Source organism: Bradyrhizobium betae, assembly GCF_004123905.1.
GTDB lineage: Bacteria > Pseudomonadota > Alphaproteobacteria > Rhizobiales > Xanthobacteraceae > Bradyrhizobium > Bradyrhizobium betae_A.
Window position 1 is genome coordinate 111,080 of the sequence record NZ_MZXW01000047.1, and the last position, 21,078, is coordinate 132,157.

A 21,078-nucleotide genomic window follows, 5' to 3' on the forward strand; every position below is an offset into this window, starting at 1 on the left:
TGGATGTGCTTCTCAATCGCTCACCCGCACCGCTCGTTTCCTCTCTGCTGTGCACGTGCATTCGTCGGCGCATGACATTTCCGGAGGAGCCGACGACCGGTACATAGGGGAGCTGAGCGCCGACGGCGAACCGGAAGAGCCCCACTGATTCGCTCCCGCGGAGTCTCCCGGACTGCTCATTTGCGGGTGTGCAATTGACACCGCACGAACATTCAAATCGAAGCGCGTCGAGACAATCGGCGAAATGCACGTGCTGGCTAAGTCAAAGTACCGCCAAAACCGACAGGGCGCATGCAGGTCCGGCGAGACGCCTGAAACCCAATATGTCGTGAACCAAGTGGAGGCAGGCATGGACATCCCGACCTCTGATGAGGAAGTTCACAATACGTCCGACGCACCGATTGACGGACAGAACAAGACGCCCAGGGCGGCACGTGCTCCCTCCATTATCGTCGGCATCGTTGCATCCGTTGTCGTGGGGTTGTCTATCTTCTACCTCTTGCGACCGGAACCGCTTCTCGTACAGGGCGAAGTCGACGCGACGCGCCTCGATATAGCGGCGCGTGTTGACGGGCGGGTAAAGGAAATCTCGGTCGAACGTGGTCAGAACGTTGCCGCGGGCGCGGTGCTAGTCCAGATCGACAACCCCGAAACGTTAGCCAAGCACGCGCAGATGAAGGCGGCCAAGGCCGTTGCGGATGCGCAGCTTGCCAACGTGCTGGTCGGCACGCGGGTGGAAGTGATTGCTGCACGCAAGGCGGAAATGGAGCGGGCGCAGGCAGCGCTGGTTCTGGCGCAGAAGACGTTCGACCGCACCCACACCCTGACCGAACAGGGGAACGCGCCGCAGGCTCGCCTCGACCAGGCGACCGATGCGCTGCATGAAAGCGAGCGTGGCGTCGATCAGGCCAAATCGGCCTACGATCAGGCGGTCAACGGCTACACCAAGGAGGAGCGGGCCATCGCCGGGACCAACGTCGAAAAGGCCAGCGCCGACATCCAGAGCGTCCAATCGACCCTCGATCAGCTCGTGGTCTATGCGCCCGTCGCCTCGCAGGTCTACCGGCGCAACGTGGAGCCTGGCGAATACGTGTCGCCGGGCGTCCCCCTCGTGACCTTGATCGATCTAGCCGACCTTTGGGTGCATTTCGATCTTCGCGAGGATCTGGTCAAAGGCCTCAAGGTTGGCGATCGCTTCGATGTCCGCATTCCGGCGCTCGGGGACCGCTCCATCACGGTCGCGGTCAAGCTCATCGCCACCAAAGGGGAATATGCGAGCTGGCGAGCCACGCGCGCCACCGGCGATTTCGATCTGAGGACATTTTCCATCCGCGCCTATCCGGTCCAGCCGGTGCCCGAGCTGCGACCTGGAATGAGCGCCTATCTGGACTGGCGGTCGCGGCCATGAGGTCCCCGCCCAAGCCGGGGTTTCTGCTGGTCGCGCGGCGGGAGTGCCGCTGGCTGCTTCATGATCGCGTGGCGCTGCTCCTGATCTTCGGCGTTCCCCTGTTTGCATTCGTGGTGCTGACCACGGTCTTCAGCCATCCAGTCATCCGTGGGCTCGGCGTCACGGTGGTCGATGAGGACAAATCGGATGCTTCGCGTGCGCTGGTGGAATACGTCGCGGCGTCGCCGAGCCTCGAAATCGTCGACCGCTCCGGTACCCTGTCCACGGCGGTCCAGGACATACGCTCGGGCAAGGCAATTTCAGCAATTCACATCCCGCCTGATTTCGAGCGCGACCTCGAAGCCCAACGCCGCCCACAGGTGGTCGGGTTCTATAACCAGCAGTTTCTGACGGCAGCCGGCATCGCCTCCTCGGGTCTGAGCGATGCGCTGTCCGCCGCGGCGGCTGTGGCCGCTCCCGCCAAGCGCGCCGCCCCCGCTGCGGCATCGGTCGGGACGCTCTCCGCCGAGACCATCGCGCTGGTCAATCCGCAGAAGAACTATGCGCAGTTCCTGCTGCGGGCGCTGCTGCCGACGATTATCCATGTCGTGATCACGCTCGCCGCCGGCTATTCGGTCGGCTCCGAATTCCGCCGCCGCGATGCGCGGGCTTGGCTCGCGAGCGCCGGAGGCGATCCGGTCACAGCGCTCGCCGGCAAGCTCGCGCCGCTCTTTTGCATCTTCTTCCTGATCATGCTGGCAGAGCCGCTTGTCCTCGAGGGTGTGCTGCAAGTCCCGTTCAAGGGAGACCTGCCGCTAGTGGTTGCCGCAGGCTCGGTCCTGATCATTGCCTATCTTTCGCTCGGCGCCCTGCTCCAGCTCCTGGTTCGCGACCTCGCAACCGGGCTCGGACTTGCAGGCCTGTTTGCCTCGCCCGCGTTCGGCTATGCCGGCGTCGGCTTCCCGACGGTCGGCATGAATGCGTTTGCGCATGCCTGGAGCGCGATCCTTCCGCTGCGCTGGTACATGGCCGTCCTGCTGGGACAGGCGGCGCGGGGATTGCCGGTTGCTGACTCTGCCGTCCCCTTCGCCGCGCTCGCAGGGCTGGCGCTGCTGTTTGCTGGTCTGGCATCGCTGCGCATGGCGAGCCTCACGCGAAGGGGCTGGTTCGAGACGGCGCAACCTGCGGAGCCCCGCGCGACCGAGCGCACGCCGCGCGGCATCGGCGGCGTCTTCATGGCAGAGTGGCGGCGCGTGCTGGGAACGCGGAGCGCCTTCAGCGTGCTGTTCCTGGCTCCGCTGGTTTATGGCGTCTATTACCCGCAGCCCTATCTGAACCAGATCCTGCGCAAGCTTCCGATCGCGGTGGTTGACAATGATCTCAGCGATCTCAGCCGCCGGATGGTCGAGACGCTGGATGCGAGCGGCGCATTGACCGTCGCGGTTCGCGCCCGCACGCTTGCCGAGGCACACACCGCGATTGATCGCGGGGAGGCTTTTGCCGCCGTGGACATTCCGGGCGGCACCGAGCGCGACGTGCTCAAGGGCATCACGGCTCACATCCCGGTCTATGCGGACGCCACCTACCTCTTCATTTTTAGGTCGACCGCAAGCGGCGTGGCCGCCGCCCTCGGCGCCCTGACGTCCGAGCTGGTGTCGCGCGGCGGACGGTCGGATGGCAGCCTGGTCAAGGCGAAGCTGGCAAGCACGAGCCCAGCTGACGTTTTGCTGCAGCCGATCTTCAACCCGGTCGGCGGCTATGCGAGCTACGTCGTTCCGGCCGCATTCGTGCTGATCCTCCAGCAAACCCTCCTGATCGGCGCGGCGATGCTGACCGGCTCGGCGCTGGCGAGCGCGGGCGGCGCCTTCTCCGGCGTGCTCGGCCGCGGCGTTGCGCATCTGACCATCTACCTGCCGGCGGTAGCGCTCTATCTGATTGTGCTGCCGCGGATCTATGGCTTCTCGACCCTCGGCCATCCGCCGCAAATCCTCGCGCTCGCGAGCATCTTCCTGCTGGCCACGAGCTTTATGGGACAGGCCGTCGGCGCCTGGTTCACGCGGCCGGAGAACGCGACCATCCTGCTGCTGGCGACCAGCCTGCCGCAGTTTTTCATGGCCGGCTTTGCATGGCCGCGCGAGGCGATTCCCGAAATGGCCCTTGCGTTCGGCAGGATCTTCCCCGCTGACTCCGCGATCGACGGCCTCGTCCGTATCAACCAGCTTGGCGCCGGCATCTTGGAAGTCGCCCATGACTGGCTTGGCCTCTGGGCGCTGGCGCTGGGCTATTTCGCGCTCGCGGTAATCTCGGCCTTTTTCGTTAAGAGAGGACAGCGACATGCAGAAGGTTAGGCTTGCCGCGGTGGTCGCGATCCCCGTCGTCCTCGTCGCTGGCGCCCTGATCTATTCCGCGCGCCGCCCCGTTCCGGCGGCTGCAATTGTCGGTGTCGTGCGCACGACCGAGGTGAGAGTTGAGCCGGAGGTGGGTGGCCAGCTCCAGTCTATTGCGGTCGAGAAGGGCGCTTATGTGCGCGCAGGCGACATTCTGGCGCGGCTCTCTGCGGTGGAGTTGACGGCACAGGCGGACCAGGCGCGGGCAGCGCTGGCATCGGTGACCGCTAACCGCAACAACGTCTATGCCGGCGTCCGCCGCGAGCAGGTCGAGTCGCTGAAAGCCGCCATCGCCAAGGCCAGCGCGCGCCTCGACTACGTGCAAGCCCAGCTCATCCGGACCAGCACGCTGGCGCGGCAGAGCTTTGAATCCCAGCAGTCGCTCGATCAGGCCGAAAACAACGTCGCAACCGCACGTGCGGACGTCGCGGCGGCCCAGGCCAACTACGATGCGGCCGTGGCGGGTCCGACCCGGGAGGAACGCGCGATCGTCGACACGCAGGTGCAGGCTGCCGCCGCCGCGGTGACGGTGCTCGAGCGCCGTCTCCACAAGATGGTATTGCGCGCGCCGGCCGACGGCGTGGTCAGTGTCGTCGCCGCGGAGGTGGGCGAAAACGTTCGCGCGGGCCAGCCGATCCTGGTGGTCGAGGCGACGGGCAAGCAATGGCTCTCGTTCAATGTGCGCGAGGATCAGCTCAATCGCCTCTCGATGGGAAAAGCGGCTAGCGTGATGCGGAACGGAACCGATGCCCCCAGCAAAGCCGTGATCACCGAACTGCGGCCACTCGGAACGTTTGCCACCTGGCAGGCCGAGCGGGTAATCGGCGATCACGACCGCAATACGCTTCGCTTACGCCTAGACCCAGAGGAGCAGCCGGGGGACCTTGAGCCGGGCATGACTGTTTGGATCAAGAACTAGCCCGAGATCATGGAGGTCGCCGAGTAAATCACCAGACTGGTCCGCCGGACAGTCTCCCTCCTGAGATGCTGCAGGTTGATTACAAGCAAGTGCCATTTGGTCCAATGTGTCAGTGCTCGGGTTAAACTGATCGCTCGGCCTTTCTGAAGCAGACCGCCGCGTTCATTTATATCGCCCATCGCCCATCCTGCCTGTCAATCGGCGTTCGCTTATTCCATGCCGAAACACAGCGCGCAAAGTGTACCGAACAAGGGATGAGGCCAAGGCCGACGTGTTCGACTATATTGAGCGCTTCTACAATCGCGCATCAGAACACCCATCTGTCTATGTTGTTGAAGAGAAGAGACTTTGTTGATTGGGATGCGATCCCGTGGGGTATCTTGGGTTCTGTCGCACTCGTTCGGCGACAGATTGAGCGGCAGTTGTTATCAGCGAGGCGCGGGCGAAGATCCACGGGCCGTCCGATAGCGGATGGAAGGCTTCGATTTCGCCGGCTTCAGCGGCCAGCCGGAGCGTCTTGGGCGCGATCTTCAGGAGCTTTGCGGCGTTGCCAAGGTTGAGCCAGGGTTCGATCCCGTCATCGGCGGGCTTGAACACCGGGAGGTGGTAGTTCGAGCGCATTGATGTGACGCGCTCGCGGCTCCAGCGATTGCCGTTGCCCGTCTTGAGGCCGTTGCGGTTGAGGAGGCCGGCAATCAGATCGTCGCTGGCGATCAGTACCAGTTGACGCACGGCTTGGATAATATCGGCAGAAGTGCTGTTGCGCTGTCCGCGCCGGCGCTTGGGCAAGCGCAACTTGCTGTGGGCGCCACCCACCCAGTGGACGATGAGAACGATCTCGGACGCCGCGTCGTCGATATCGGCCACGACCTCATGGACGAGGGTGCGCACAATGCGCTTCTTGAGGCGAGCATCCGTCGTCGGCGCATCCCAGGCCGTTTTGAGGTTCGAGGCCAGTACGCCGAGCGAAGCTGGATCAGCAATGGGTGCGGGCGTCGCCGCATCATGCATAGCGATCTTGTCCTCGACCTCCGCCGCGTGAGCGAGCGCTCTGTTCCAGCGCGCTTCAAGCTCACTCGCCACCAGCCGGTTCGCGGGGTCAGCGGCATCGTATTGCCGGAAAGCCCGGTCGGCGGCATAGCGCGCCGCTTCGAGGTCGCGACTGAGAGCATCGCGCACCTGATCCCGTCGTTCTCCGGCTTCCTTGGCAGCAGCGGTTGCAGCGGCGATAGCGCCTGGGCCGACAACGCTAAGCAGTGCTTCCTCGATTGCATCATCGACGCGCAATCCTCCGAAGGCGATGCAGTGAGGGCCGCCATTGTCCATCCAAGCGCGGCTGCAGCTGTAGCGCGGGATATGGTGATTCATGCCGGAGTACCGGAGCGTGAGCTTGCGGCCGCAGCGCTTGCACCGGATCAGACCGGCCAGCAGCGCGTCTCCATGCTTGGGCGCGCCGTGATGCCGACCAGTGGGAACGTTGCTGCTGACCATCGCGCGGATCGCCTCGAACCTCTCCCAGCTCACATACCCGTCGTGGGTATTAGGCTTCAACGTCAACCATTCGTTCCGCGTCTTGCGGCGGATCTTCACGCTCACGCCCTCGGCGGTGTATCCCGCCGCCACAGCCGTCTTACCATAGGCATAGGCGCCGCCGTAGACCGGGTTCTCAATGATCCGGTGGATGGCGGAGTAACTCGGTCGCCGCCAGGCTGTGTCGCCGTTGGACTGCTTCACCGGCAGATCGAGATTGTACTCGTGGAGCCAGCAGAGCGCCTGTCGGGCACTGCCCAGTTCCTCGACCTTGTCGAACACCAACTGGATCGCTTCCTGGACGCGCCGATCCGGATCTTTCTCATAGCGGTCGCCGGCCTTCACGAAGCCAACGGGCGCCGCCACAATCAACTCGCCCCGGCGCGCCTTCTCGTAGCGGGCCGAGAGCGAGCGCTGGCGCAACAGATCCAGCTCGTACTCGTTGAGGCTACCCTTGAGCCCGAGCAGCAGGCGGTCGTTGCCGTGCCTTGGCGCATAGATAGTCTCCTGATCGACCAGAACGGTGTCGACCACGCGGCACATCTCGATGAGTTGCTGCCAATCCCGGCTGTTGCGAGCGAAGCGCGAGACCTCGCGGGCGCAAACCGCACCAACCTTACCGAGGCAAACCTCCGCTACCATCCGCTCAAAACCAGCGCGTTGTACCCCGCCGGCGGCTGAACGACCGAGATCATCATCGATCACTTCGATCTCAGACCAACCGAGCGCCGTCAGCCGGTCCCGCATGGCGTATTGCAACGCGCTGCTCTCGCGATTGTGCAACACCTGATGTGCCGAGGATTGACGCACGTAAAGAATCGCCTTGCGCTCCAGATGATGAGGCCTGACCTTGTCAGAGATCATGACCGACCTCCTTCGCGCGCGGCGTCGCTGTCATCGCAGCATGGTCGACGATCAACTGCGTCATCAGGCTTGTGAGGGCCGCCCGGGCTTCCGCCGGCAGCTCCAGCCATGCTGGTGCGCCGATGGCGCCGTTCGACAGGCCGCTCCCGAACAGATCCATCTGCTGCTGCGGCCGCGGTTGTCGATTGTGTCGGTATCAGCTCCCTGGCATTGCCGTCTGCCGTGACATGGGTCTCTCCCCGATTCTGGTCGTGAGAGGCTCTGGATGCGCTAGAAAGCAGGACAGCTGATGGCGTTCGATCCATCAACGCCAGATCGAGAAGCGCAGAAAGCGCTGCAAGTGCGGTTATGCTGACAAATGGCCGAGCTGCCAAAAGCTCCGCCTCAGGGCATGCCGTCCGGTCGAACATCCATGCTGGAACCTCCAGCCAACGATCTGCTTGCGATCCATCCAGCGTGCAGCGGAAGGCGACATCGCCAGCCTTGTCGACGGCCCCATGAACGCAAACTCGGCAACCAAACCAAGGATGATATCGATAAAGAACCTCGCGAAGAACGGTCCTGTGGGCGTTCTCAAACCTCGTTGTACAATCCGAAACGAAGACACTCGACGATCGCATATCTGAGCCATATGGAGTTCGAACGGAAGGCCGGATTAGCTTAAGCCTCAACAGAACCGGGTGCAGCTCAAATGGCCGGCCACGGCATTGAGAATAGCGGTGAGTGATTTCAAGGTCGTCTTGACCTGCAACCTGCTCGCATGGGCCGGTGGCATGGTCGGTTGCTCCAGTGCCAGCAGCAAATCGTTGTGAGCGATGCGTCGATTACGCCAGTCGCGGCAGAATTCGGGTTTTGTGACAGCGTCCGCCACAGGCTGCATTGCCCGCGCCTTCAGTGCCTCGTTGCTGATCAGGGCTGGCAGGGCTTGAATGGTTAGATCCTGTCTGTCTGCCCTTCCCGTCTTCGGCGGCTCGGTTCGACGAGAGATGCGCAGCAACCTCGCGTCCCCTGCACGAAGGCGAGAGAGAATATTGGATGCTCATCTTCGAAGTTGGCGTTGTTCGACCTCACGTCGCGCCCTCAGGGTTGGTTATGCGGCGCGATGCCCTTCTCCTCGACCAGCCAGTTCAGCATCGGAGCCGCTCCGTAAGCGGTATCTCCGACAAGTCGCTCTGGCTTGAGACCGAAGCGCTCCTCGGTTCGTTCGATCATGGTCTTTGCTGCACCGACCTCGGCCTGGCGAGTAGCGCGGGAGGCCTCGACATCAACGATGACGCCGAACTTCAAGTCGATGAGATAGTTGTCGGCGAAGAATGCCGGCCCCTTGTGAGCGCCGGTCCACTGCGCTGCCGGATCGGATGGCGAGACAAACTTCGGGACGACATCGCTGGCGGCGCCCCACGCCGGATCGTCGAGGGTTGCCAATACTCCTTCACCGCGCGGCTAGACCTGGCCGGATCGCGATCCCTGCGCCAGTCCTGACCGGCGATCGAGCGCTGCTTGTGCGCGTCAGCCGCAATCAGGCTCGCATCGACTGCAAATCCTTCGCCACCAACCAGACCGGCGGCAATGCATGCCTCGACAATCCGTTCGAACACGCGGCGGAGAACATCTCCATCGCGGAAGCGCTCGTTGCGGGCGCGCGAGAACGCCGAATGATCCGGGACAGCGTCCTCGATACCGAGCTTGCAGAACCAGCGATAGGCGAGGTTCACCTGCGCTTCACGGCAGATCAGCCGTTCCGAGCGGATCGCAAAGACGTATCCCACGATCAGCATCCGGATCATCAGTTCCGGATCAATCGACGGGCGCCCAATCGACGAATAGTGAGATGCTAGTTCACCGCGAAGCCAGGACAGATCGAGAGCAGCATCGATCTTCCGCACCAGATGATCTTCAGGAACCGCGTTGCCAAGATGAAACTCGTAGACTGACCTTGGTCACTCTTCAGACGGCCCATCATGGATCGACCTCACCGAGATTCGCGTCAGCACAACGGAATCACGCTTCGTGACTTGTCTCAACCGACTTTTACAACAAAATCGGCCAATAAGCGACATCGACCACGGATGGCGGCTCAGTCAGCGGGGATCGTAAACTGAAAGAGAGCACCCCGCGGCTCGCACCCGGTCGCCCACAGCCGCCCACCGTGGGCTTCGATGATCGAGCGGCAGATCGAGAGGCCCATGCCCATGCCCTCAGGCTTGGTCGTGTAGAATGGCTCGAACAGACGCGGAAGGCTCTCCGGGTTCAGCCCCGGGCCGGTGTCCTGCACCTCGACCCGCACGCCCTCCGGCTCGATAGCCACGGTGCTGATGTGTAGTTCGCGGTTGCCGTCCTCAACGTCACGCATCGACTGGATGGCATTGACGATCAAGTTCAACATCACTTGTTGCAGTTGCACCCGATCGCCTTGGACACGCGGCAAACCCTCCCCAAATTGCGTCCGCACCGACACGCTATTGTTTGCGGCCTCCGCACGGGTGAGAGCAATAACCTCACTGATGGCATCGTCGATCGCTACGGCGTCCTTTCGTGCGGGCACCTTCTTGATGTGGTCTCGGATCCGGTCGAGGATGTCTCCCGCTCGATCGGCATCGTCCACAACACAGCCGAGCGCTTCCCTGGCTTCGCCCAGATCTAGCGGGTTTTGGTCCATAAAATTCAAGGCGGCACGCGCGTTGTTGCGTGCTGCGGCGATCGGTTGTTTGACCTCGTGGGTGATCGAGGCCATCAATTCTCCCATCGTCGCTACGCGGTTGGCATGCGCCAGCGCCATCTGGGCCTCGCGATATTGCCGCTCGCGACGGGTGCTCTCCAAGACAATGGTGGCTTGCGCAGCGAAGTCCGTGAACAAGGAAATCTGTTGGTCGGTGAACGGCTGCACCTGTTTGCGGACCAGACTGATGATCCCGACTATCTCATTGTCTTTGAGCAACGGCACAGTCAGGCCCGTTCGAACACCTACGTTCACCGCCGTGATCCAATGATCATCCGGATGATCGCCCTCAAGAAGTGCTGTAAAGTCGGGGATGTGGGTGGCTAACCTGCTTGTGGTAAATCGACTCGGAAGGCTCCCCTTTTCTGCCAGCACTGGGAATGATGATCCCGCCCGACTAACCAAAAGGCGGTCGCCTCGCAGCGCCACGCGACGAAAGCCGCTTTCTTCGGAGAGACGTAAGACGCCTAGGTCTGCTCGACAGAGGCGTGTGGCGCTATCGAGGATGGCGTCGAAGATGGGCTGCATGTCGTGCGGCGAGTTCGCAATGGCGCGCAGCACTTCCGAGATGGCCGTCTGTTGCTCGACGAGTTCGGTCACCCGATCTTGCAGCTCAGAAGCGGTCCTTTCTCCGTGGATGCTCTCGTTCATGCAGAACAGTTCCTCGGCTTAGACGGATGAGGCTAAGATAACGGCTCCAGCCCCAGTTTGCGATAGTCCAAACCGAACATGCGGCCAACATCCTACGTCGGCTGTGGGTCAAAAGCAGCGGTGGACGCCAACTTGGTCGGCGTCCGGTTTACCCCTAACAGCCGACAAGCGCTTCGCGCTCGATCACCCCGTTTGCACAAGTGAACCGGCTTACTCTGGCAGTCCGGCTTTCCTTAGCCCTTCTTCATATCGCGCAAGGTCTTCGGTCCGTCGATGAGGCACCAGGTGCCGTATGATTGACACGCGCAGCGTGGGATGAACTCGCCGGAGCCGAGCTATTGCCTTGCGTGCCTGTTCCATGCGGCCGGCCATCGCGTTGCTCGCGGCGGCGACGCGCAATCCAGCCGGAAATTCCGGATTGTATTGCAACGCCAGTGCCGCCCACGATGCCGCCTCGTCATACCGGCCTAGCAGGAAATGCGCATACGCGGTCCCGGTTCGCATGCCCGCCATCCTCGAATCCAATGGGTTCAGACGCATGGCGCGCGCGAAGCATTTGACCGCCGGTACCGGCTCGCCGAGCCAATTTTTCACCCAACCGCTGAAGTGCCATGCCTCAGCCAAATTGACATTCAGCAAAAGTGCACGGTCGATCAGGGCGGCCCCTTGCTCGAAATCGCCAACGATATAGGCGCAAGCCCATCCGCTCGCACTGAGCGCGATCGCGTCATCTTTGCCCAACTCGACCGCGCGTTTGACGAGTCGTGTTACTTCGACAATCTCTTCCGCCGTGCCTGAGAACCAACCAATGCCTTTACTATATGCGTAGCAAGAGGCAGCACGGCCATACGCGGCCGCAAAGTTAGGATCGAGTTCAGTCGCGGTGTTGAATAGCCGCAATGCGTCCTCAATCGCCTGCCGGCTGTTGTCAATTTGATAGTGTCTAGCCAATCCGCGCAAATAGACAGTATAATGTACCTGTTATCAGCGCTCATCTGGTCGGTGTGCTCCTACTTGACACTCCACCCTTGGTCGTTGAATGCTTATTGGTGGGGGCCAAAATCTATGAGCTATCGATCGCTGGTAACTATAGTCAGCGCTGCTGCTTTGGGCGGGTGTGCAATCATCCCTCCAACCGAGCGAAATGATGGCATCTCGATAAACCGCGTGGTGGACCGCGTGAAGTGCGAGCTTGGCCGGGCGCTCGCGGATAATCCGCCTCTAGAGTCCTGGGCAGGCGTGATAACCCTTACTCTTGAGGTCGATCAAACCGGCTCCGTAGTACCGAGTACCAGCCTTGTGGGTCCATTTAACACCGGCACCTATGGGTTAGACATTGGTGCCGGTGTCACCGGAAAGTCTGTTCAAACATCTCTCGTAAACATTTATTTCCCGGTTTACGAGCTGCTTGCTTTTGCCGATGCTTGTCCAGTAGCACCTAAAAATCAACTTGAAGACTCGCTGGGTCTGCACGAGTGGGTCAACCGGACTCTCTCGTTGAAGACGCAAGAGGGCGCGCTCTTCAAGGACAAGGATAAAGCCATCGGATACACGCTCGAGTTCGACCTTGACCTTACCGCAGGCATTACTCCTGGCTTCACGTTCACGAGGGTTTCAGGCAAGACGGGTCTGGCTGTAGGTCGCAAGACGGTGAACACTCTGGAGATTGCGTTGGCGGATGCTGGCATCACTCCGCCAGCTCGCCTCGTGACTTACGAGAGAGTGCCGGTGGCGCCCAAGCCAGCTGAAGCCAAGCCCGCTAATGAGCCTGCCGCCACGGACGAAGCGCCGAAGGCTCCAGCAGAGTCGTTCAGGTACCAAAAAAGATACGTGACCAAGCCTGGTGGCGGAGTAAGCGCCGACGCCAAGAAGCGCCTTGATGTCGTTATACAACAGCTTCAGCTGAAGAACATACGCGTTCGAGGCTTCTAAAATTGGCGCCGTCGCTGAGCTTTCAAGCGCATCGCGCAACTGCCCGGCGGGGGCGCACAGCTCTCCTCAAGGCAATTCGCAAGCATTCCGCTTACCCACTCACGAGCGTTCGGCCGGAAAGAGACCTCGCCTGTCATTCGCTCTCTGCGCATCCAGTCCGTTCTCTGGGGAGCGAAGGTCTGACCAATGAATGCGCCGCCGAAGCGCGCGACAGCTGTAGCGCTGGCATCTTGCAGCACAGATGGCCAAGTAATGCCGGTGAAACCCGTTGTCTCGACGTCGAGCAGGATACCAGCCTTCGTTGCTTGCCCAGCAATTGGGGCAAACTCGGTTCGAGGCACGAGCCTTCGGATTACGTATTCAGGGAGACCAGGGCTCCTGACATCATGACTAGATCGATGCAATCTGATGAAATAGGGTCCCGTGGGTAATATGGGAGGCTGATAGCTCCCACTATGAACGGATCATTCTACTAGCTGGATCAAGGATCTAGTCGATCAAAGTGCTGAGTCTATCCTTGGACATCTTGCCAAAAACAACCAGATCGCATTGGATGCGCTGCAGCGCAATGCGTGGATCGAGCAAATCCGTATCGTTCAGTCCCAGTTAGACGGGCTCGACGGCTGGACCGCTTTTGGATTTTCCATCCCACGGATGGGCAAGCGTGCTGATCTGGTGGTGACGGCCGCCGGAATCGTCTTTGTTGTTGAGTTCAAGGCCGGCGCGCGCGAGTTCGATGCTGCGGCGCTCGACCAAGTGGTCGACTATGCCCTCGATCTGAAGAATTTTCACTCGGGTAAGTATCCGGTCCGCGAAGTACGCGGCGCGACTATAGCACCAGCTAAGATTTACACCGTAGCTCGCAAGGCCCCCGGCGACTACGTTCTCTCGGTATCCGTAGATTGTTGGCAGTTCCTGCTCGAGTGCAATATCTGAGATCAAAAATCTTCGGAGAAGCAACAAATTCGTCTGCAATACAATGACTACATCCACTTTTTCCGTTGCTAGCTCTCAAGGGCAACCCCAATCTCGCTCGGTTGGTTCGCGTTTGCCGGAACGAGCGTCAATCCGAGATCGCTGGTCGCAGCGCCAACTTCGCGAGCTTGCGGCGGGCCTTTTGGATCAGCATCGTTTGTGAGAAGGCCGATCTTTTTGGCTCCAGACACCACTTTCTCGCGCGAGCTCAATTTGCTTTGCGGGCAACCCGGAAATGTACGGCTCGATACCGGTGATATTCCGTCCCAGTCGCGCCTCGCTTTGAATCAAACCTAAATGAACCGCGTCGGCAAGCGCAGGACAGATTATAGGAATGTGAGACGTCGCCTTACTTAGCGCGACCGCTTCGTGCGTTGCCGGAGCAACAATCACGGCAGGTTGTGCTGAGACAGCTTCTTCCGCCCATCTGGGAAGGTCAGCCAGACCACCTGATCTTGGGCCAATCGGAAGCTGCCCAGGACATTTCGTTCCAGGCAATGGCCGAGCGCCAGCAGGCCATGCTTGATGCGGTCATGCGTGACCCCGCAGTGGCATCCATTGGCTCGGCCGTCGGCGCCGGCGGAGGTACCTCCACCGTCAATGACGGCCGCGTGTTCATTCAGCTCAAGTCGGCCGATGAGCGCGACCCGATCGACAAGGTGATTGGACGATTGCGAACCAACCTCGCCAAGATCCAGGGTATCACTCTTTACATGCAGCCCGCGCAGGACATCAGGTCGGCGCGCGACTGAACAAGACCCAGTTCCAGTACACCATGAACGACGCTGACGCCGGCGAGCTCAACCACGGGGCGGGTGTGTTCCTCGACAAGATCAAGACGCTGCCCACGGTAGCGGACGTCACGACCGGCCAGCTCAATGCGGGACCACTGCTCGATATCACGATCAAGCGCGAGGTCGCCTCGTCCTACGGCATCCTGTCCTACACGATCGACAACACGCTCGACGACGCTTTTGGCCAGCGCATCGTCTCGACCATGTACACGACGCTTCAGCAATACCACGTCGTTCTCGAGGTCAATCCCAAGTTTCAGTACGGGCCTGAAGCTCTCACTGGCATCTACATCAAGTCATCAAGCGGTCAGCAGGTGCCGCTATCGACGCTGGTCGATTCCGTCGTGAAGGTCGCGCCGCTTGTCGTCAATCACTAGGGGCAGTTCCCCTCCGTGACGATCTCGTTCAATTTGGCGCCGGGAGCCGCAATCGGCGATGCGGTGAGCGGCATACAATCCATCGAAAAGCAGCTGCATCCGCCGCTGTCGCTGCAGACGAGTTTCCAGGGCAATGCCCAGGCGTTCGGTGCCTCGCTGAACAGCACGCCTATCCTGATCGCAGCGTCGCTGTTCGTGATCTACCTCATCCTCGGCGTGCTCTATGAAAGCCTCATCTTCACCCGATCACCATCATCTCGACACTCCCTTCCGCAGGTGTCGGGGCGCAGCTGCTCCTGATGGCCGTGCATTTCGACCTGAGCGTGATTGCGGTGGTCGGGATCATTCTGCTCATCGGCATCGTCAAGAAGAACGGCATCATGCTGGTCGAATTCGCCATCCAGGCCGAACAAGCCGAAGGTCTGACGCCGGAAGAAGCGATCTACCAGGCCTGTATCAAGCGCTTTCGACCAATCCTGATGACAACGATGGCAGCGCTCCTTGGGGCCGTGCCGATGATGGTCGGCACCGGCGTTGGATCGGAGATCCGTCAACCGCTCGGCTACGCGATCGTCGGTGGTCTCGCTCTGTCGCAGATCCTCACCTTGTACACCACGCCCATCGTCTACCTCTACCTTGACCGGCTGCAGAATTGGATCTTTGGTACGCGACGCGATCAAGCGATATCACGCGACGTCCATCCGGCGCCTGCCGAATAAGCGAGAGCAACGCCTATCCTGCAATAGCGGTGAGTGGTGGACTGTCGCAAAGGTTGGAAGCGAGCAGTCGGGCAACACCACGGTCCAGTAGCGAGGCCAATGCTCAGCGACCAGCTCACGCATAGCTTCTTCCCGCTAGTGGAAGCTAGTCGTCAGTCGCTCAATCGCATCGTAGTCATCAGATTTCGTGATTGGATCGATCTGAAGATTGCGTTGGTGTGTTATCGTGACGCTCCTACCTCATTTGCAGCAAGGGGACCTTTCGAGCAACGTCGATTGGTTCACCGGGAAGCCATTTGAGGAGATACTGAATGACGTTCGATGACTCACGTCGTACCGCTCTTGTCAGCTTAGGCGCGTTGGCAGTCGGGACCGCTGCGCTTGCAGCCGGTTCCTCGCATGCCGCCACGACGGCGCAGATCATCCCGCCCGGCGGCCAAGAGCTCGGCGGTTTGATGAACCGGCTGCGCCGCGCGCCGCGCCGGCGCGATTTCACGACGGTGCCGATGATTCTTCAACAATCCGATTTCTGGGACAACGAAGCGCTCAAGGAGATCATCGCCTATCACGGCGCGCACAAGCAGGTGTGGGACAATACCAATCTGGCGGGTCCTTGGCTCAACTTGATGCGCAACTCGATTAATGCGCAGATCTTTTCCTTCGGACACAAGGACTTTCTGGCCGTCTCCGCCACGCATGGTACGGCGCACCTCGCGTTGTTCGACCATGTGATCTGGGAGAAGTTTGAACTCGCGACCCTGACCGGCGACCGATTCAAGACGAACACGCTGGCGATGCCGAAACCCGCCCCGAGTGCTTTCGCGCGGAGTGAGGATCCCGATAGCGTGTTCGGTCCCGTCGGCGACACCATCCCTGCGCTGCAGGAGCGCGGCGTCGTGTTCCTGGCTTGCCATAACGCGATCTGGGAAGTGACGGCAAAGCTGATCGCCTCCGGCAAGAATCCGGATCATGCCGCGCACGAGGCGGTGGCCGCCGAGCTGACCAACCATCTCGTCGATGGGGTCGTGCTGACCCCCGGAATAGTTGCGACCATTCCGGAACTGCAGCAGGCCGGCTTCCACTACGCCGCGTGAGCAGATCAAATGCACAAAGCAGTCCTCGCCACCGCACTTGCCGCCGCCCTGCTTCTGCCGCTCGCCGCACAGGCCGCAGAACGGGTCCAGCACGGCTCCATCTTTCCTCCCTGGCAACACGGGGAGAACAACGACGCCGCGAAACGCGGGCTTTCCTTTACGGTTCCGCAGGTGGACGATCTCGCTGATTTCCATGGCGACGTATCCGACCCGAAGCTCGTGCTGTATGTCGGCGGCAATTACTTCTTCGCCATGGCGCCGCTGGTCGCGGCGTTTGAGCAACAACATCCCGAGTTCAAAGGCAGGATCTATTGGGAAACTCTACCGCCCGGCCTCCTCGAAAAGCAGATCGAGGTTGGCGGGACCGTTACCTCCGGCAACATGACCTGGACGGCGAAGCCGGACGCCTATCTTGCGGGGCTCAAGAAGGTCCAAAGTCTCATCGATCGGGGCCTGTTGACAGGCCCAGCGGTTCCCTACGTGACCAATTCCCTTGCGATCATGGTGCCGACCGGCAATCCCGGCGCCGTCAAGACTCTCTCCGATCTGGCGCGGCCCGATCTTCATGTCGTGATGCCCAATCCTGAATTCGAAGGTATCGCCCGCCAGATCGAAGCCTCATTGAAGAGGGCGGGCGGCGAAGCATTGGCGACGACTGTATACAAAACCAAAGTCGCCGATGGCGGCACATTTCTGACCCAGATCCATCACCGGCAAACGCCGCTCTTCCTGATGCAGAGGCGCGCGCAGGCGGGCGTGACCTGGCAATCGGAAGCAGCCTTCCAGGAGCAGGTCAGCAATCCAATTGCCCATGTCGACATCCCGGCGGCGCAGAACACAACGGCGATCTATGCCGGCGCCAAAGTGCGGAACGCACTGCACCCGGAGGCGGCGCAGCTCTGGCTTTCGTTCGTCCGCTCGCCCGCGGCGCTCTCGATCTTCGAGCGCTACGGATTCAAGCCGTTCACGGGCACATCGGCGGGCTAATCGAACAAGGAGACGCACTCATGGCCACTCTGTCCCTCACACCTGCTTCCAACATCGCGCCTTCGGTCGACAAGGCGGCGGACCTGACGGACGCGCAGCGCTCATGGCGAACGGCGTCGCTTGCCATGCTGTCGGTACGCGTCATCCAGGGCTTCATCTACTGGGGCGGTGGATCCCGGCGCTTCATCTACGCGCCCTCGAAGCTCAATCCGGACGCGCCCACCTGGATGGCAAACAAGTTTCAGACCGCAATGCCCGGGGCGCTGTTCGGGACCGGTCATCTGATCAGCTTCATGCTGCATCACTTCTGGCTGCTCTATGCCGGCGTGATCCTGTTCAGTGCCGCCGAACTGATCGTCGGCGCGATGCTGGTGGCGGGACTCCTGACCCGCGCGGCGGCCTTGGTGTCGATAGGGTTTTCGGTGCTGCTGATGGCGATGTTCGGCTGGCAGGGCGCGACCTGCATCGACGAATGGACAATGGCCGCCTGCAATCTCGCGATGGGCGCAACACTGCTGCTAGGGGGCAGCGGCGCTTACTCCATCGACAACGTCCTGATCCGGCGCAATCCCGCGCTCACAGAGAAACGCTGGTTTCGCTGGACGGCCGGAAGCCTGCCGTTGCCGATCCAAGACATCGCGCTCCGCAATCTGGCACTCGCCGTACTTGGCTTTGTCCTGGTGTTCGACATCGGCACCTATAGCTATTATCGCGGCTCGGTGGTGACGCCATTCCATAGCGGGCCTGTCAGCCCGACGAAGCATCATCTTACCGTTAGCGATGCCAGGTTTTTGCCTGATGGCTCTGTCCGTTTTCACGTCTATCTCGATGCCGGCACGCCGGAAGCGCCGGTGCATGTCGTTGCAGCCGATCTGTTCGACGCGGGCAATCAGCCGATCGCGCATTACGATGCCGCCGCCCTCTCGGCCTTGCCAGACGCTGCGTTCGCCAACGATTACGCCTACAACAAATTCGCGCCTGGCCCCTTCGGGATCCGGGCGTCGATGGGAGCGGCCGCGTCGGTGACATTGCCCCCGCCTGCCTCTGAGGCCGCTCTTCGGGCGGGATCGCTCCGGCTCACAGACGTCGACGGACGAACCTTCTCGGCGAGGCTCGGTCGGGCAGCTACCAACCAATTCTAGTGATTAGCAGGCCACAATGCACACCCAGTCTGTTCGCTATGTCATCGACGAAAACACTGATGGGGTGGCAGCAGCGAGGGGCGACGATCACGCAATCCGATCTGTACTTATCGAAAACACTACTAACCATCTGTTCAGCGAGGGAGACGTGCAACCTCATGAAGAAACTGCGTCGCAGCGTGACTTCTGAACGCGCGATGGCCTGCTGTTTGGCATGCGGCGTATTGCGGCTGGCACGAAGGTATCGCCTCAGCAAGTCTAGCAGACTGACAGACAGCTTTCGCCGGACTCTGTCTCACGTTACCATCGGAGCGTAAGGGCAAGCGATCTCGACGATGCAACCAGCTCCTGGGTGGATGGTGAATCGGAATCCGTGCAGCTTCACGATTGCTGCAACCAAGTTCAGGCCGAGGCCCAGGCCCGGCGTGCTTATCCTGTCCGACCGATAGAAGCGCCTCAAGACAGCGCCACGCTCGTGTTCGGTTATGCCCGATCCGGTATCCTTGACGCAGACGATGGCCTCGTCGTGACTACGTACCAATCCGATCTCCACTCGGCCGCCGGCCGGCGTAAATTTAACGGCGTTGTCGACCAGATTGGCGACCGCCTCGATCAAAAGATCGCGGTCTCCATGAACATTCAGTTCGTCTGGCGATTGGACGACCAGGCTAATTCCCCGATCTTCCGCTATCGGCTCATACATGTCGCCTACTTCCCTTATGATATCTGCAAGTGCCACGTGGCCGAAGGCGGCCGATCTCTGATTAATTTCGATTTCCGCAAGACGCAGGATGGCGGTGATGATTGATAGCGACTGATCGAGAGCGTCGGTCGTCTTGTCCGCGACTGCCTGCAACTGCTCCAGTGTCATGGCGTTGCTGCGACCGCGCTCGAGCATCAGACGCGCACGGGTAAGGGGCGTACGCAAATCGTGCGCGATGTCCCGACCGACGCCTGCAAGTGACTCGATAAGACTCTCCATCTCATCGAGCATGCCATTGACGATCATCGCAAGCTGCGAAAAGGGATCATCGCTGCTCCCAAGCGGGAGCCGCTCCCGCAGATTACCAGCGACGATGCGCTGCACTCGCTCGTTGACCTCTACGATACGCTTTCGGGCGCGCGCGCTCAGCGCCACGCCGACAGCAATGCAAAGGAACACCGCGGGAAATAGCCCCAGCCCGAGCGCTCTCCCAACGACCCGTGCAATCTCCTCGATTTCGTCCGCATCGCGTCCGACCAGCAAAACATTGCCATCGGGCAGCGTTCGGGCGATCAGCCGCGAGGCTTGCTGCTCCCGACCAAATCCGTCTATGCTGTCGACCGCCACGTTTCGTGCCGTGCCGTCGATCTCGATATTGGCTGGCTGCCTTTGCATATTGCCTGCGATCCTGTCGCCGTGCGCCCCAAATAATCCGATGATCCGGACACGGCCTGGATCGTACCGCAGGCCCTCGTTGATTGCGTCGAGCCTCCGACCGGCTGGCAAGGCAACGAGAATTCCTATCTGCGAGGCGATGGTTCGGTCGGATCGCAACGTCAAGTCATGCTTCGTCCTCAAGTAGACGAACCCGAGCAGTGCAACGGTAAATGCCGCAAAGATGCCGGTCACCAATACGGTCCATCGCAGCCTGTTAGATCGCAAAAACTCGAGCAATTGCATCACTTCGTCTCGCCGAAAGATCGCAAAGATGCTCCACTGTTCTGCTCGGCCTGGGCGGCAGCTGCGAAGCCTCGAAACGAGCTCGCACGACTCCGTCGACATGGATGCATCCTTCGCTTTCGCTCGTCTCGGACGCCGTCTGGCGCATTCTTGATTCCAACTGCGGGCGCCAGCCTAGCCCGAACAGCGCAAGCGGCTCGATCCTACGGAGGTTGTTCCGACTGGCGTCTTGGTTTGCGAGGCCCCATACCTTCGTTTTTGCTGAACACGGGGCGACGCGCCGGCGCGGGCCGCATCAAGATCATGAACCGGCGCCTGTGATCTTAGCCGGCATCCCCGCCACCGATGGCGGCCTCGACATGCTTGATCAAGTCGGGCGCCGTAAAGGGCTTAGCCAGGAAGCCAATGGCTCCGGCCTTCCGCGCCTGGTCCCGCACTCTGTCTTCGGGAAACGCCGTAATGAAAACGAACGGCGTACTGTGCCCTTGCGCGCGCATATGGATGAGGAGGTCCACCCCGCTCATGCCGGTCATCTGCACATCCGCAACCACGCATGCGCAGTCGTTCACCTGGGGTGACTGCAGGAACTCTTCGGCCGACGCAAATGTGTGGACGAGGTATCCTTCTGAACTGAGTAGATTGTCAGTTGCTTCACGGACGAGTTCATCGTCGTCAACAACTGAAATCATCGAAAGCATTGACAAGACGACCTTCCAGGCGCGGGAGCAGGACGCTCTCCGTGGCACCGCCCAGATCTAAGAATGGGCCGCCAATCCGGATTCTGAAATCATACTTAGGTTTGTCCGCGCGAGTACCTGGTAGCCCAATCAGGCGCATTCGGTCTTGAAGCACTGAAGGTCTTGAGGTTTGTTGCCCAGTCCTCGCCGGACAAGCACTAAGGCTTGGCGCGACGAACTCCGAGAGTTTCCGCTTTTCGT

General features: G+C 60.8%; 18 protein-coding genes and 2 pseudogenes. 11 read left to right on the forward strand and 9 right to left on the reverse strand.

All coding sequences use genetic code 11. The features are described from left to right. The first annotated feature begins 349 nt into the window (after positions 1-349). The 3 genes from B5V03_RS32235 to B5V03_RS32245 are packed head-to-tail and all read left to right on the forward strand — an operon-like array spanning position 350 to position 4,693. Positions 350-1,408 (forward strand): HlyD family secretion protein, encoded by a 1,059-nt coding sequence (locus B5V03_RS32235; protein WP_129274424.1) that lies wholly within the window; start codon positions 350-352, stop codon positions 1,406-1,408. Further along, complete coding sequence (locus tag B5V03_RS32240) at positions 1,405-3,735, forward strand: ABC transporter permease (protein ID WP_129274425.1); 2,331 nt, start codon at positions 1,405-1,407, stop codon at positions 3,733-3,735. The genes B5V03_RS32235 and B5V03_RS32240 overlap by 4 nt, the downstream gene beginning before the upstream one ends. A gap of 10 nt (positions 3,736-3,745) precedes the next feature. Next, positions 3,746-4,693 (forward strand): HlyD family secretion protein, encoded by a 948-nt coding sequence (locus tag B5V03_RS32245; RefSeq protein ID WP_245502396.1) that lies wholly within the window; start codon positions 3,746-3,748, stop codon positions 4,691-4,693. Between the two features lie 324 nt (positions 4,694-5,017). Here B5V03_RS32245 and B5V03_RS32250 read toward each other — a convergent pair whose 3' ends face one another. The 6 genes and pseudogenes from B5V03_RS32250 to B5V03_RS32270 form a co-directional block, all read right to left on the reverse strand. Continuing rightward, positions 5,018-7,087 carry a recombinase family protein gene (locus B5V03_RS32250; RefSeq protein ID WP_129274427.1) on the reverse strand — a complete coding sequence of 690 codons (2,070 nt, stop codon included), beginning with the start codon at positions 7,085-7,087 and terminating at the stop codon, positions 5,018-5,020. After that, positions 7,077-7,247 carry a hypothetical protein gene (locus B5V03_RS41800; protein WP_164988433.1) on the reverse strand — a complete coding sequence of 57 codons (171 nt, stop codon included), beginning with the start codon at positions 7,245-7,247 and terminating at the stop codon, positions 7,077-7,079. Before B5V03_RS41800 ends, B5V03_RS32250 begins: the two co-directional genes overlap by 11 nt. Before the next feature lie 507 nt (positions 7,248-7,754). Then, entirely contained in the window at positions 7,755-8,084 is a 330-nt protein-coding gene (locus B5V03_RS32255; protein ID WP_129274428.1) for a hypothetical protein, read from the reverse strand. 95 nt (positions 8,085-8,179) lie between these two features. Beyond that, positions 8,180-9,015: pseudogene (locus tag B5V03_RS32260) on the reverse strand (transposase); the annotation flags it as partial. A 149-nt stretch (positions 9,016-9,164) separates the two neighbouring features. Then, on the reverse strand, positions 9,165-10,457 hold the full coding sequence (locus B5V03_RS32265) for a sensor histidine kinase (RefSeq protein WP_129274429.1): 1,293 nt from the start codon (positions 10,455-10,457) through the stop codon (positions 9,165-9,167). A gap of 210 nt (positions 10,458-10,667) precedes the next feature. Then, the gene (locus tag B5V03_RS32270; protein ID WP_245502397.1) at positions 10,668-11,357 is read right to left on the reverse strand and encodes a tetratricopeptide repeat protein; all 690 of its coding nucleotides are present in this window, start codon (positions 11,355-11,357) and stop codon (positions 10,668-10,670) included. Positions 11,358-11,522: 165 nt separating this feature from the next. Here B5V03_RS32270 and B5V03_RS32275 point away from each other — a divergent pair, with 165 nt between their 5' ends. Further along, a complete protein-coding gene (locus B5V03_RS32275; protein WP_129274430.1) occupies positions 11,523-12,389 on the forward strand; it encodes a hypothetical protein in 867 nt (288 codons plus the stop codon). A 549-nt stretch (positions 12,390-12,938) separates the two neighbouring features. Next, on the forward strand, positions 12,939-13,325 hold the full coding sequence (locus tag B5V03_RS42560) for a hypothetical protein (protein ID WP_245502398.1): 387 nt from the start codon (positions 12,939-12,941) through the stop codon (positions 13,323-13,325). Between the two features lie 186 nt (positions 13,326-13,511). On the opposite strand, the gene B5V03_RS42565 is transcribed toward B5V03_RS42560, so the two are convergent. Next, positions 13,512-13,862, reverse strand: coding sequence for an ABC transporter substrate binding protein (locus B5V03_RS42565; protein ID WP_283811552.1), 351 nt, complete (start codon positions 13,860-13,862; stop codon positions 13,512-13,514). On the opposite strand from B5V03_RS42565, the gene B5V03_RS42820 reads away from it, so the two are divergent. The 6 genes and pseudogenes from B5V03_RS42820 to B5V03_RS32300 all read left to right on the forward strand — a co-directional run bounded on the left by B5V03_RS42820 (position 13,862) and on the right by B5V03_RS32300 (position 18,477). Beyond that, complete coding sequence (locus B5V03_RS42820) at positions 13,862-14,116, forward strand: efflux RND transporter permease subunit (RefSeq protein WP_283811553.1); 255 nt, start codon at positions 13,862-13,864, stop codon at positions 14,114-14,116. The two genes, B5V03_RS42565 and B5V03_RS42820, sit on opposite strands and share 1 nt — an antisense overlap. 23 nt (positions 14,117-14,139) lie before the next feature. Beyond that, positions 14,140-14,835 (forward strand): annotated as a pseudogene (locus tag B5V03_RS42825) (efflux RND transporter permease subunit). Then, on the forward strand, positions 14,832-15,254 hold the full coding sequence (locus tag B5V03_RS42830; RefSeq protein WP_283811557.1) for an efflux RND transporter permease subunit: 423 nt from the start codon (positions 14,832-14,834) through the stop codon (positions 15,252-15,254). The pseudogene B5V03_RS42825 and the gene B5V03_RS42830 overlap by 4 nt, the downstream one beginning before the upstream one ends. Positions 15,255-15,565: 311 nt before the next feature. Beyond that, on the forward strand, positions 15,566-16,348 hold the full coding sequence (locus B5V03_RS32290) for a transcriptional initiation protein Tat (RefSeq protein WP_129274431.1): 783 nt from the start codon (positions 15,566-15,568) through the stop codon (positions 16,346-16,348). Positions 16,349-16,357: 9 nt separating this feature from the next. Then, positions 16,358-17,335: a substrate-binding domain-containing protein gene (locus B5V03_RS32295; protein ID WP_129274432.1), complete on the forward strand. Its 978-nt coding sequence runs from the start codon at positions 16,358-16,360 to the stop codon at positions 17,333-17,335. A gap of 20 nt (positions 17,336-17,355) precedes the next feature. Next, positions 17,356-18,477, forward strand: coding sequence for a TQO small subunit DoxD (locus tag B5V03_RS32300; RefSeq protein WP_129274433.1), 1,122 nt, complete (start codon positions 17,356-17,358; stop codon positions 18,475-18,477). Between the two features lie 295 nt (positions 18,478-18,772). Here B5V03_RS32300 and B5V03_RS32305 read toward each other — a convergent pair whose 3' ends face one another. Beyond that, positions 18,773-20,140, reverse strand: a complete 1,368-nt coding sequence (locus B5V03_RS32305) for a sensor histidine kinase (RefSeq protein ID WP_164988434.1) — start codon at positions 20,138-20,140, stop codon at positions 18,773-18,775. Between the two features lie 323 nt (positions 20,141-20,463). Next, a complete protein-coding gene (locus tag B5V03_RS32310; RefSeq protein ID WP_129274445.1) occupies positions 20,464-20,838 on the reverse strand; it encodes a response regulator transcription factor in 375 nt (124 codons plus the stop codon). Positions 20,839-21,078: the final 240 nt, after the last annotated feature.

Excerpts from the sequence above, each read along its gene's own strand:
- B5V03_RS32295 (WP_129274432.1), top strand. The coding sequence starts at position 16,358 with ATGCACAAAGCAGTCCTCGCCACCGCACTTGCCGCCGCCCTGCTTCTG.
- B5V03_RS32250 (WP_129274427.1), bottom strand. The coding sequence starts at position 7,087 with ATGATCTCTGACAAGGTCAGGCCTCATCATCTGGAGCGCAAGGCGATT.
- B5V03_RS32240 (WP_129274425.1), top strand. The coding sequence starts at position 1,405 with ATGAGGTCCCCGCCCAAGCCGGGGTTTCTGCTGGTCGCGCGGCGGGAG.
- B5V03_RS32290 (WP_129274431.1), top strand. The coding sequence starts at position 15,566 with ATGACGTTCGATGACTCACGTCGTACCGCTCTTGTCAGCTTAGGCGCG.
- B5V03_RS32265 (WP_129274429.1), bottom strand. The coding sequence starts at position 10,457 with ATGAACGAGAGCATCCACGGAGAAAGGACCGCTTCTGAGCTGCAAGAT.
- B5V03_RS32275 (WP_129274430.1), top strand. The coding sequence starts at position 11,523 with ATGAGCTATCGATCGCTGGTAACTATAGTCAGCGCTGCTGCTTTGGGC.
- B5V03_RS41800 (WP_164988433.1), bottom strand. The coding sequence starts at position 7,247 with ATGGATCTGTTCGGGAGCGGCCTGTCGAACGGCGCCATCGGCGCACCA.
- B5V03_RS32235 (WP_129274424.1), top strand. The coding sequence starts at position 350 with ATGGACATCCCGACCTCTGATGAGGAAGTTCACAATACGTCCGACGCA.
- B5V03_RS32305 (WP_164988434.1), bottom strand. The coding sequence starts at position 20,140 with ATGCAATTGCTCGAGTTTTTGCGATCTAACAGGCTGCGATGGACCGTA.
- B5V03_RS32300 (WP_129274433.1), top strand. The coding sequence starts at position 17,356 with ATGGCCACTCTGTCCCTCACACCTGCTTCCAACATCGCGCCTTCGGTC.
- B5V03_RS42820 (WP_283811553.1), top strand. The coding sequence starts at position 13,862 with ATGGCCGAGCGCCAGCAGGCCATGCTTGATGCGGTCATGCGTGACCCC.
- B5V03_RS32310 (WP_129274445.1), bottom strand. The coding sequence starts at position 20,838 with ATGCTTTCGATGATTTCAGTTGTTGACGACGATGAACTCGTCCGTGAA.